Consider the following 11,995-nt stretch of genomic DNA (forward strand, 5'->3'; position numbering starts at 1 on the left):
CCCTTGTCAATCCTTTGACAGGGGCTTTCGCAAGACCGCAGTACCACTAGCGGGGGAGGAGAAGTCACAATGAGTTTAAGCCGCAATGAGAAAATGGACATGCTCCTTGAGCAGATCCAGCTAGATGAAGAAACTATCGAAACTCATTTCAAAGAGAGTCAGCTGGAGAGATTGGAAGTCGACCCGAAAGAAAAGTCCTGGCACTTTCATTTTCAATTGGCCAATCTGCTGCCTCCAACCATATACAAAATCTTTACTGCTAAGCTGACAGAAGCCTTCGCACATATTGCTGCTGTGAATTGGTCAATACGATGTGTTACCAATACAGTGGAAGGTGACCACATCCAGGATTACTGGAAGGATTTTGTCCTAACTTATCCCAAATTGTCACCAGCTTATAAGGATCTTGTCCAAACCCAGCTCCCAACAGTTAACGGTAATAAGATTATGTTAACTGCTAGGAATGAAGCAGAAGCAAGTGCTTTAAAGAAAAGACTTGAACCCGCGTTTCAAACTTATTGTGAGAAAATCGGTGCGGGCCTTTATATGCTTAGTGTTACCGTTCAAGAACAAAGCGTGGAAGAAATGACTAAATTCCGCGAGCAAAAGGCACTAGAAGATAGCTTGCTCGTTCAGAAGGCTATCAAGGATTCTGAAGAACGTGCGAAGAAGCAGGATGAGGCTCCTCAAGGTCCGGTTATGATTGGTTATGCCATTAATGACGAAATTACACTCATGCAGGATATTCAGGATGAAGAGCGTCGTATGGCAGTTCAAGGATATGTTTTTGATGTGGATATTCGTGAATTGCGCTCTGGCCGTCACTTGCTCATCGCAAAAGTGACGGACTACACAGACAGTTTCCAAATCAAAATGTTCTCTAAAGGTAATGAAGATGCCGATAAATTCAAGCAGCTCAAAAAAGGCATGTGGATAAAAGCAAGAGGCAGCATCCAGACAGACAACTTCACGAATGAACTGACCATGATGGCAAATGATATCAATCAGATTACCGTCACCCTTCGCCGGGATGAAGCCGAAGAAGGGGAGAAGCGTGTCGAACTGCATGCACATACGCTTATGAGTCAGATGGATGCTGTTACATCAGCCAGCCGTTTGATCGAGACAGCAGCCAGATTCGGACATGAAAGTATCGCAATTACGGATCATGCTGTTGTACAGAGTTATCCGGAAGCCTTTGCTGCTGGTAAGAAAAACAATGTAAAAGTTATCTATGGATTGGAAGCCAACCTTGTTGACGATGGGGTTCCGATTGCATACAACAGTAAAGATATTAATTTGGAAAAAGCGACTTATATCGTATTTGACGTAGAGACAACAGGTCTGTCTGCTTCCTATGATAAGATAATTGAATTGGCTGCAGTAAGGTTCCATGATGGAGAAATTGTCGACCGCTTCGAACGGTTTGCCAATCCGCATCAAAAGCTTAGTCAAACGATTATCGACTTGACTGGCATCACGGACGATATGCTCGTAGATGCACCTGAAATCGAGGACGTTTTGAATGACTTTAAAGCCTGGATGGGCGACGATGTTTTAGTTGCCCATAACGCAAGCTTCGACATGGGATTTTTGAATCAAGGCTTCAAGCGAATTGGTTTGGAGAAGGCAGCGAATGCAGTCATTGATACATTGGAGCTTGCAAGGTTCCTATTTCCGCAGCTGAAGAATCACCGCTTGAACACGCTGTGTAAATTCCTGGATATCGAATTGACGCAGCATCACCGCGCAATCTACGATACGGAAGCTACTAGTTACTTGCTTTGGCGTTTATTGAAGGAAGCCTTCAATAAAGAAATCATGAATCATAATCAGCTAAATAACTACATGGGGGAAGGGAATGCTTATCAACGCTCCCGCCCATACCACTGTACAATCTATGTACAGAATGAAGCTGGCTTAAAGAATATGTACAAGCTAGTCAGCATGTCACATGTTGACTACTTCTATCGTGTGCCGAGGATTCCTCGTTCCAAGCTGGAACAGCATCGAGAAGGCTTAATCATAAGCTCCGGCTGTGACAAAGGTGAAGTGTTCGAGGCAATGATGCAAAAATCGAAAGAAGATGCAGCAGAAGCCGCAGCATTTTATGATGTGATTGAAGTGCAGCCTCCAGCTAACTATTATCATTTAATCGAAAAAGAGCTTGTCCAGAATGAAGCACATCTGTTTGACATCCTTCGCAACATTGTCGAACTAGGCGAAGATTTGGATAAGCCGGTAGTTGCGACTGGTAATGTGCATTATATTGAAGAACACGAAAAGCAGTACCGAAACATCTTGATCAAGTCACAGAACGGTAACCCACTCAGCAGACAGACTTTGCCAGATGTCCATTTCCGTACGACACCAGAAATGCTTGCTTGCTTCGATTTCCTTCCTTCTGAAAAAGCGAAAGAGATCGTCGTGACAAATACGAAGAGAGTTTCTGACATGATGGAAGATGTGAAACCGGTCAAAGAAGATCTGTACACGCCTAATATTGATGGTGCAGAGGACGAAATGCGCCAGATGAGCTATGATCGTGCCCGGAGCATTTATGGTGATACATTACCAGAAATAGTCGAGAAACGAATTGAAAAGGAATTGAAAAGTATAATCGGCCACGGCTTTGCCGTTATTTACTTAATTTCGCATAAGCTAGTGAAGAAATCTCTGGAAGACGGATACTTGGTTGGGTCGCGGGGGTCAGTCGGCTCGTCATTGATCGCGACGCTAACCGATATTACCGAGGTAAACCCGCTTCCGCCGCATTATGTATGCCCGGGCTGTAAGTACCACGAGTTTTTCAATGATGGATCTGTTGCCAGCGGCTACGATCTGCCTGAGAAAAATTGTCCGTCATGCGGTGAATCATTAAAGAGGGATGGACAGGATATCCCGTTCGAAACCTTCCTAGGATTCAAAGGAGATAAAGTTCCCGATATCGATTTGAACTTCTCTGGAGCTTATCAGCCGCAAGCCCATAACTACACGAAAGTGCTGTTTGGGGAAGACAAAGTATATCGTGCCGGCACAATCGGAACTGTGGCAGAAAAAACAGCCTACGGTTATGTAAAAGGTTATGCAAGTGATAATCAGCTTCATATCCGCAACGCGGAAGTGGATCGTCTTGTGCAAGGAACTACCGGTGTTAAAAGAACGACCGGACAGCACCCGGGGGGTATAATTGTTGTACCTGATGATCAAGATATATATGACTTCACACCTATCCAGTTCCCAGCAGATGACCGCAATTCAGAATGGAAAACGACTCACTTCGACTTCCACTCAATTCACGATAATCTGTTGAAGCTGGATATTCTAGGGCATGATGATCCGACCGTTATCCGAATGCTTCAGGATTTGTCCGGTATCGATCCAAAGACGATTCCGACGAATGACCCGGAAGTGATGAAGATCTTTTCCGGACCGGACGCATTAGGTGTAACGGCAGAACAAATAATGTGTAAAACAGGTACACTTGGTGTACCAGAGTTCGGAACGCGTTTTGTCCGCCAGATGCTGGAGGATACGAACCCGTCAACTTTTGCCGAGCTTGTTCAGATTTCCGGTCTTTCGCATGGTACAGATGTATGGCTTGGTAATGCTCAGGAATTGATCAACAGCGGTATTTGCACATTGCCTGAAGTAATCGGCTGTCGTGATGACATCATGGTTTATTTAATGCACAGAGGTCTTGATTCATCTCTTGCGTTCAAAATTATGGAGTCTGTCCGAAAAGGGAAAGGCCTCCAAGATGAATGGATAGAAGATATGAAGAAGAACAATGTACCGGATTGGTATATCGATTCCTGTCTGAAGATCAAGTACATGTTCCCGAAAGCCCACGCAGCTGCATATGTTCTCATGGCTGTACGGATTGCCTACTTTAAGGTGCATCATCCAATTCTCTTCTATGCAGCGTACTTCAGTGTACGAGCTAGTGATTTCGAGCTTGATACGATGATTAAAGGACCGGATGCAATCCGCCAGCGTATCAATGAAATCAACCAAAAGGGACATGATGCTTCTCCAAAAGAGAAGAACCTTGTGACTGTACTGGAGCTTTCCCTTGAAATGTGCGAGCGAGGCTTCCATTTCCAGCGGGTAGATTTGTACAAATCCAGTGCGACTGACTTTCTTGTTGATGGAGACAGCTTGATTCCGCCGTTTAATGCAATTGATGGACTAGGTACCAATGCTGCGCTTAATATCGTGAAAGTACGGGAAGATGGCGAGTTCCTTTCAAAAGAGGACTTGCGTGAACGAAGCAGGATCAGTAAAACGGTATTGGAGTATATGGATCAGCATGGCTGTCTGGAAGGAATGGCTGACCAGAACCAGCTTTCGCTATTCTAACAGGATTCTTGCCTAAATAAGAAACTTGTGGTATATTATCCAATAGCGGTATTGATACGAACCAGATCAAGAGTGGGATTCCCCACTCTTTTTCATACCATGGATTCGGCATCAAGTTTGTAAGGGGAGCGCCTCTTCGTTTTTTTGTAGCAAAAAGCACATGATAAACATTGTTCCCTTGCTTCCATTTCGGGCAAGGGTTTTCTATTGAGAGGCACGCCCCAACCCATTTTTAAAGTAATATTCGCCTGAAAGCGTGCAGTAAAGGAGGAAGCATTTTGGCAGCCAATATAACGGAAGTTACGGAAAGCTATCTACAACCGATCGTGGAAGAGCTGCAGCTTGAGTTGGTTGACGTAGAATTCGTCAAGGAAGGCAAGAACTGGTTCCTGCGTGTTTATGTCGACAAAACGGAAGGCATTGATATCGAGGAGTGCGCCATCGTCTCTGAGAAGTTGAGTGCAATTCTAGATGAGAATGATCCGGTTGATCTTCCATACTTCCTGGAGGTTTCTTCGCCAGGAGCGGAAAGACCGTTGAAAACAAAACAAGCAATCACAAAAAGCATCGGTAAGACAGTACATGTAAAGCTGTATGAGCCGATCGATAACGAAAAAGAGTATCAAGGTACATTGAAGGCGTTCGAAGACGATGTATTGACATTGGAAGTCATGATCAAAGCGAGGAAAAAGGAAGTGTCCCTTCCATATGAGAAAATCGCGAAGGCACGTCTGGCTGTAACGTTTAACTAAAGGGGGATATACGAGTGAGCAGCGAGCTTTTTGATGCCATTACTTATTTGGAGAAAGAGAAAGGGATTAATAAGGACGTCCTGATCGAAGCGCTGGAAGCAGCCTTGATCTCCGCTTATAAAAAGAATTTCAAGTCTGCAACGAATGTACGTGTTGATTTGAATGAAACAACTGGGTCCATGAAAGTTTTCGCCCGTAAAGATGTTGTCGAGGAAGTCGAGGACAGCCAGCAACAGATGACACTGGATGAGGCTCGTGCTATTTCCGGTACGTACGATATCGGTGATGTTGTTGAAATTGAAGTAACACCGAAGGACTTTGGCCGTATTGCAGCGCAGGCAGCGAAGCAAGTCGTTACACAGCGTGTACGTGAGGCTGAGCGCGGGGTCATCTTCAGCGAATATGCGGACCGGGAAGAAGATGTCATGACTGGTATCGTTTCCCGCAATGATCCAAGGTTCATCTATGTGGATCTTGGCAAAATCGAAGCGAAATTGCCGGAAAGCGAACAGATGTCTTCTGAAAAATATGAAATACATGATCGCTTGAAGGTATACGTAACGAAAGTGGAGAACACGAACAAAGGACCAAGCATTTTCGTTTCTCGGACTCACCCAGGTCTATTGAAGCGATTGTTTGAAATGGAAGTGCCAGAAATTTATGATGGTACTGTAGAGATTCGTTCTGTGGCACGTGAGGCTGGAGATCGTTCGAAGATTTCTGTATACGCATCTCAAGCAGAAGTTGATCCGGTCGGTTCCTGTGTTGGTCAGCGCGGTCAGCGTGTCCAAGCAATCGTGAATGAACTTAAAGGTGAAAAAATTGATATCGTTGAGTGGTCGGAAGATCCGGTTGAATACGTATCAAATGCGCTTAGTCCTTCCAAGGTCATCTCTGTTCTAGTTAATGAGGATGAAAAAGCGACAACGGTCATCGTACCTGATTACCAGCTGAGCCTTGCAATCGGGAAACGTGGTCAAAATGCCCGCTTGGCAGCGAAATTAACAGGCTGGAAAATCGATATTAAATCTGAGACTGAAGCACTTGAGCTTGGCATTTTGACTAAGGCAGATGCAGAAGCAGACGACTTCGACGATTTTGACGACGAAGACACATATTGATAAGGGGCGCTGTATATGAAACAAAAGAAAGTTCCGCTTCGAAAATGTGTGGTTTCCAACGAAATGAAGCCAAAACAGGAATTGATCCGGGTTGTCCGCAGCAAGGAAGGCGAAGTCTTTGTGGATGAGACCGGTAAGAAGAACGGTCGCGGTGCGTATGTCTCCAAGGATACGGCTATCATAGAAAAAGCGAAGAAACAAGATACGCTGGCGCGCCACTTGAATACACAGATCGATGATTCTATTTATGAAGAACTTGAGCGATTAGCGAAAGGTCAGCAATCATGAGTAAAAATTATTTGAATTTGTTAGGCTTAGCTGTACGTGCCGGACAGTGCACCTTCGGGGAAGATGCAATTGTCCGGGATGTCCAGCGGCAGAAAGCAAAGCTAGTAATAGCTGCCAGTGATGTCGGTCCCCAAACCTTAAAGAAACTTCGCAACAAGACTGATTTTTACAACATTGACTTCCTGCAGGTAGAGGAGGACCGGGATCAATTATCACAAGCGATTGGTAAATCCGGCAGAGTCGCAATTGCCATATTAGATCAAGGCTTTGCAGACAAATTGAAATCTTTGCTCACTGAATCCACTCGGAGGTGAACGTATGTCAAAGATTCGTGTTTATGAATACGCAAAAGAAAAGAACGTTTCCAGTAAGGAAATCATCACGAAATTGAAAGATATGAATATTGAAGTATCCAATCATATGTCCACAATTAATGAAACGGCAAAGGACAGACTGGATAAAAGCTTCACAGCAAAAAGCGCGGGTAGCGAGAAAGTAGCGATTAAAACGGGGAACTCAGCAAACACAACTAACTCAGCAAATAATAGCGGTCAAAACAACAAGCCTAAAAGCAAGAGTGGCGGCGGTGGACCGAACCGCAACCAACAGCAACGTAATGGTGCTAAAAAACCAGGCAAAGGCGGACAGAACAACAACAGACGCGGCGGCCGGAATAATAACCGGAATAAAGCACCGCAGCAGAAGCGTCCTGAAATGCCGACTCCAGATAAAATTACCTTCAAAGGGTCTTTGACTGTCAGTGAATTGGCAGCAAAACTTCACAGGGAGTCCACTGAAATCATTAAGAAGCTCTTCCTTCAAGGTGTCATGGCAACGAAGAACCAGGAATTGGATAAAGATGCTCTTGAAATGATCTGTGCAGAATACGACGTCGAAGTTGAAGAAGAAGTAGATGTTGATGTAACGGATCTAGATAACTACAAAATCGAAGATAAAACGGAAGACATGCAGGAACGTCCTGCTGTTGTTACAATCATGGGACACGTTGACCATGGTAAAACAACTCTTCTTGATTCCATTCGTGATACGAAAGTAACTGAAGGCGAAGCTGGCGGAATCACGCAGCATATCGGTGCGTATCAAGTCGAAGAAAATGGTAAGAAGATTACATTCCTTGATACACCTGGTCACGCGGCTTTCACAAGCATGCGTTCCCGCGGTGCACAAGTTACAGATATCGCAATCCTTGTCGTAGCTGCTGATGATGGCGTTATGCCTCAAACAGTCGAAGCGATCAACCATGCGAAAGCTGCTGAGGTTCCAATCATCATAGCAGTAAACAAAATCGACTTGGAAGGTGCGAATCCAGACCGAGTAATGCAGGAGCTTACTGAGCATGGTCTAATTCCTGAAGATTGGGGCGGCGACACAATTTTCGTCCAATTATCTGCGAAAAAACGCGAAGGTATAGATGATCTGCTTGAAATGATCTTGCTCGTAACCGAGGTTGAAGAACTGAAAGCGAACCCGAACCGTTCGGCTGAAGGTACTGTAATCGAAGCACAGTTGGATAAAGGTCGCGGCCCAGTTGCGACATTGCTTGTTCAGAATGGTACGCTTAATATCGGTGACAGTATTGTTGTTGGTAATGCATTTGGCCGTGTACGTGCAATGGTGAATGATATGGGACGCCGTGTGAAAACAGCTCCTCCATCCACGCCAGTTGAGATTACAGGATTGAACGTCGTACCAAATGCGGGTGAACAATTCATGGTATTCGAAGACGAGAAACAAGCTCGCCAAGTCGGTGAAGCAAGACAACAAAAACAAGTAGAACAAAACCGTTCCACTGGCGCACGTGTCAGCCTTGAGGATCTGTTTAACCAGATCAAACAAGGTGAAGTGAAAGACATCAACTTAATCGTGAAAGCGGATGTACATGGTTCCGTAGAAGCGATGGCTGCATCCCTAGAGAAAATCGAAGTTGAAGGCGTAAAAGTCCGCATCATTCACACTGGTGTAGGTGCAATTACAGAATCTGATGTTATCTTGGCATCTGCTTCAAACGCGATCATCATCGGTTTTAACGTTCGTCCGGATGTTAATGCGAAAAAAGCAGCGGAATCTGAAAACGTCGATATCCGTCAGCATCGCATTATCTACAAAGTAATCGAGGAAATCGAATCCGCAATGAAAGGGATGCTTGATCCTGAGTTCGAAGAGAAAGTCATCGGACAAGCGGAGGTTCGTCAAATTATCAAAGTATCCCGTATCGGTACGATTGCCGGAAGCTATGTAACGGAAGGTAAAATCACACGTGATGCTTCCATCCGTGTTATCCGTGATGGTGTTGTTATTGTGGAGGACGAAATTGATTCCTTGAAACGTTTTAAGGATGATGTACGTGAAGTTGCTACAAACTATGAGTGTGGAATCACTTTGAATAACTTCCATGATCTTAAAGAGGGCGACGTCTTTGAAGCATATGTAATGGAAGAAATCGAAAGAAAATGATTCTGGCTGCCGTTGTAGAATGTATGATCTATGACGCGCACTCTCTCAAGGATAAGCGTTCAGTTGTCAAACGGATCACGACGCGAATTGGAGGGTCCTTCAATATCAGCATCAGCGAAGCTGACTACCATGATTTATGGCAGCGCACATGCTTTGAGCTGGTGACGACTTCTCCTGATCGTGTACGTGCTGAACGTGTGATGGACCAGGCGCTTGCTTTGATTGATTCTTTTCCGGAGATCGAGAGAACAGTTACTGATAAACAGTGGCTTTAGCATCCCTCCGAATGATGATGAGGTGATTATATGAGTGAACTACGTGCAAATCGTGTTGCAGAGCAAATGAAAAAAGAGCTTGGTGACATTATTTCTAGAAAAATTAAAGATCCACGAGTCGGCTTCGTAACAGTGACGGATGTTGAAGTGACTGGAGACCTGCAGCAGGCAAAAGTCTACATTTCCGTTCTGGGCGAAGAGAAGCAGAAGCATAACACACTTCTTGGCCTTGCGAAGGCAAAAGGATTCATCCGTTCTGAAATCGGCAAACGCATCCGTTTGCGTAAAACACCGGAGCTTGCATTTGAATTCGACGAAGCAGTTGAACAAGGTAATCGGATCGAGCATCTTCTTAAAGAGCTTAACGATTCCGATAGATAAGAATCAACGGAGAATCCCTTCGCCCTTCATGGGAGGAAGGGATTCTTTTTTTACATAAAAAAAGGGGTGCTGGCATTGAATGGGATCCTAGCATTATGGAAACCGAAGGGGATGACTTCCCACGATTGTGTGTTCAAAGCACGCAAGATTTTACAGACAAAAAAGATCGGGCATACAGGTACGCTGGATCCAGACGTAGAGGGTGTATTGCCACTCTGTATCGGTCAGGCAACGAAGGTCGTGCCGTATTTGACAGATACATCAAAAACCTACGTGGCTGAGATAACACTAGGCACTGCAACTGAGACGGAAGACAAAAGTGGTGAGGTTATCGAGGAAAAGCCGGTCACTGAACCGATTTCTTTGCAAGCTATCGAAGAGGTACTACATGCGTTCACCGGAGAAATAGAACAGATACCGCCAATGTATTCTGCTGTTAAGGTAAACGGCCGTAAACTGTATGAATACGCCCGGAAAGGGGAGCACGTGGAGCGTCCGGTGCGACATGTGACGATTCACGAAATTGTTCTGGATAAAGCATCTGTAAGCGAAGATGGAAGCGTGTTTCGATTTACTGTCAGCTGTTCGAAAGGTACTTATATTCGGACATTATGTGTGGATATAGGCAAGGCTCTTGGCTACCCGGCTCATATGAGCAGTCTGGAACGGATTCAGGCTGGAGCATTTCGTACACAGGATACGGTCACTTTTGCTAAAATGGAAGAGGCAATGGAAGCAGGAAGTATGGAACAATTGCTGCAGCCTGTCACGAAAGCGATTGAATTCATGCCGCTGATCGAGGCAGATGAAGCAATTGAATTAAAGGTCAGGTACGGCCAGCGACTCTCGCGGCCGGCGGAAGCAGATCTCTACCGTGTGCAAAAAGCTAATGAGCTTCTCGGTATTTATGAGACACACCCTGCCTATCCACATTTACTGAAGCCAAAACGAGTATTCGTATCAGGGAAAGCAGGTGGCACAGATGCAAACGATTAAATTAAATTATTCAGAAACAATGAAACTGGATGACATGCCAGCTGTAAGTGCAGCGATTGGCTTTTTCGATGGCATACACCACGGACATCAAGAGGTAATCAAGCATGCAATAAATGCTGCCCAGAAGAATCAGCTGAAAAGTGCTGTTATTACTTTTCATCCGCATCCATCTGTTGTGTTGGGAAAAGCGGACACTAGAGAGGATTATCTGACACCGCTCCATGAAAAGGAAGCAATTCTGGAAAGTATGGGCATCGATTATCTTTATTTGATTGGCTTTACGAAAGAATTAGCTGGTCTTAGTCCGGAGAACTTCATCGAACGCTTTATCAATGGATTGGCAGTTCGTCATTTAGTATCGGGATTTGATTTCACATACGGTAAAAAAGGTGCAGGTAATGCGGATACCCTTCAGAAAGCTGCTGAGCAGCATACCTTTACGTATGAGGCGGTAGCGAAAGTGGAAAGTGCGAGAGAAAAAATAAGTTCGACAAAAATTCGTCAGCTGGTAGCAAACGGTGATATCTCCGATGCCGTGGATTTGCTTGGTCATCCGCTTACGTTGACTGGTGAAGTCATCACCGGTGATCAGAGAGGCCGCACAATCGGTTATCCGACGGCAAATATCCGTATCGCTGAGGATTATTTCCTGCCAAAGGTAGGTGTTTATGCTGTAGAGGTGCTGGTAAAAGGGAAAACATATGCAGGCATGGCGAACCTAGGCTTCAAGCCGACCTTCCAGCAGGATGCAGTCGTACCTAATTTGGAGGTACACATCCTTGACTTCGATGAGCAAATCTACGGAGAAGATGTGACTGTCTCCTGGCGGAAATTCATTAGGGAAGAAGTCAAATTCAATGGAATTGATGCACTTGTTGCGCAGCTGGATCGAGATAAAGAGCAAATTAGCACATATTTTGCATAGAATCATGTCTCAGAGACTTGCAATCTGTCTGTAAAAAGTGTAATCTGGACTATGGAAAACCTTCGCTTGGCAATTTGCTGCTCCGGCGATTGCTCGGGGAATGGGGTTTACAAATAGAATTTTCAGGAGGAATAACAAATGGCTATTACAAAAGAACGTAAGAATCAACTTATCGCAGAATACAAAACACATGACACTGACACTGGTTCACCAGAAGTGCAGATCGCTGTTTTAACGGAGGAAATCACTACACTTAATGATCACCTTCGTACACACAAAAAAGATCACCATTCACGTCGTGGACTATTGAAAATGGTTGGTCGTCGCCGTAACTTGCTAAACTATCTTCGCGATAAAGATGTTACTCGTTACCGTGATCTAATCCAAAAACTTGGCCTACGCCGATAAGATTGACTAAGA

General features: G+C 44.8%; 11 protein-coding genes. All 11 read left to right on the forward strand.

What is annotated here, in order from left to right; genetic code table 11:
- Positions 1-69 precede the first annotated feature (69 nt).
- The 11 genes from CHH58_RS02950 to rpsO all read left to right on the forward strand — a co-directional run bounded on the left by CHH58_RS02950 (position 70) and on the right by rpsO (position 11,983).
- Positions 70-4,362: a PolC-type DNA polymerase III gene (locus CHH58_RS02950; RefSeq protein ID WP_095232634.1), complete on the forward strand. Its 4,293-nt coding sequence runs from the start codon at positions 70-72 to the stop codon at positions 4,360-4,362.
- Positions 4,363-4,640: 278 nt separating this feature from the next.
- The gene (gene rimP / locus CHH58_RS02955; RefSeq protein WP_095230176.1) at positions 4,641-5,114 is read left to right on the forward strand and encodes a ribosome maturation factor RimP; all 474 of its coding nucleotides are present in this window, start codon (positions 4,641-4,643) and stop codon (positions 5,112-5,114) included.
- A 14-nt stretch (positions 5,115-5,128) separates the two neighbouring features.
- Entirely contained in the window at positions 5,129-6,235 is a 1,107-nt protein-coding gene (nusA, locus tag CHH58_RS02960; RefSeq protein ID WP_095230179.1) for a transcription termination factor NusA, read from the forward strand.
- Between the two features lie 15 nt (positions 6,236-6,250).
- On the forward strand, positions 6,251-6,523 hold the full coding sequence (rnpM, locus tag CHH58_RS02965; protein WP_095217691.1) for an RNase P modulator RnpM: 273 nt from the start codon (positions 6,251-6,253) through the stop codon (positions 6,521-6,523).
- Entirely contained in the window at positions 6,520-6,837 is a 318-nt protein-coding gene (locus CHH58_RS02970; protein ID WP_095217692.1) for a L7Ae/L30e/S12e/Gadd45 family ribosomal protein, read from the forward strand. The genes rnpM and CHH58_RS02970 overlap by 4 nt, the downstream gene beginning before the upstream one ends.
- Before the next feature lie 4 nt (positions 6,838-6,841).
- Entirely contained in the window at positions 6,842-8,998 is a 2,157-nt protein-coding gene (gene infB, locus CHH58_RS02975) for a translation initiation factor IF-2 (protein WP_095230181.1), read from the forward strand.
- Positions 8,995-9,273: a DUF503 domain-containing protein gene (locus CHH58_RS02980; RefSeq protein WP_038560303.1), complete on the forward strand. Its 279-nt coding sequence runs from the start codon at positions 8,995-8,997 to the stop codon at positions 9,271-9,273. Before infB ends, CHH58_RS02980 begins: the two co-directional genes overlap by 4 nt.
- Before the next feature lie 30 nt (positions 9,274-9,303).
- Positions 9,304-9,654, forward strand: a complete 351-nt coding sequence (rbfA, locus tag CHH58_RS02985) for a 30S ribosome-binding factor RbfA (protein ID WP_095230183.1) — start codon at positions 9,304-9,306, stop codon at positions 9,652-9,654.
- 66 nt (positions 9,655-9,720) lie between these two features.
- Entirely contained in the window at positions 9,721-10,650 is a 930-nt protein-coding gene (truB, locus tag CHH58_RS02990; protein ID WP_306452899.1) for a tRNA pseudouridine(55) synthase TruB, read from the forward strand.
- Positions 10,637-11,575 (forward strand): bifunctional riboflavin kinase/FAD synthetase, encoded by a 939-nt coding sequence (locus CHH58_RS02995; RefSeq protein WP_095230187.1) that lies wholly within the window; start codon positions 10,637-10,639, stop codon positions 11,573-11,575. The genes truB and CHH58_RS02995 overlap by 14 nt, the downstream gene beginning before the upstream one ends.
- A 138-nt stretch (positions 11,576-11,713) precedes the next feature.
- A complete protein-coding gene (rpsO, locus tag CHH58_RS03000; protein WP_038560317.1) occupies positions 11,714-11,983 on the forward strand; it encodes a 30S ribosomal protein S15 in 270 nt (89 codons plus the stop codon).
- Positions 11,984-11,995: the final 12 nt, after the last annotated feature.

It is taken from the genome of Terribacillus saccharophilus, from assembly GCF_002272745.1.
GTDB lineage: Bacteria > Bacillota > Bacilli > Bacillales > Amphibacillaceae > Terribacillus > Terribacillus saccharophilus_B.

Bases quoted from the DNA above. Each gene is read 5' to 3' on its own strand.
- rnpM (WP_095217691.1), top strand. From the start codon at position 6,251: ATGAAACAAAAGAAAGTTCCGCTTCGAAAATGTGTGGTTTCCAACGAA.
- rbfA (WP_095230183.1), top strand. From the start codon at position 9,304: ATGAGTGAACTACGTGCAAATCGTGTTGCAGAGCAAATGAAAAAAGAG.
- CHH58_RS02980 (WP_038560303.1), top strand. From the start codon at position 8,995: ATGATTCTGGCTGCCGTTGTAGAATGTATGATCTATGACGCGCACTCT.
- infB (WP_095230181.1), top strand. From the start codon at position 6,842: ATGTCAAAGATTCGTGTTTATGAATACGCAAAAGAAAAGAACGTTTCC.
- rpsO (WP_038560317.1), top strand. From the start codon at position 11,714: ATGGCTATTACAAAAGAACGTAAGAATCAACTTATCGCAGAATACAAA.
- CHH58_RS02950 (WP_095232634.1), top strand. From the start codon at position 70: ATGAGTTTAAGCCGCAATGAGAAAATGGACATGCTCCTTGAGCAGATC.
- CHH58_RS02995 (WP_095230187.1), top strand. From the start codon at position 10,637: ATGCAAACGATTAAATTAAATTATTCAGAAACAATGAAACTGGATGAC.
- CHH58_RS02970 (WP_095217692.1), top strand. From the start codon at position 6,520: ATGAGTAAAAATTATTTGAATTTGTTAGGCTTAGCTGTACGTGCCGGA.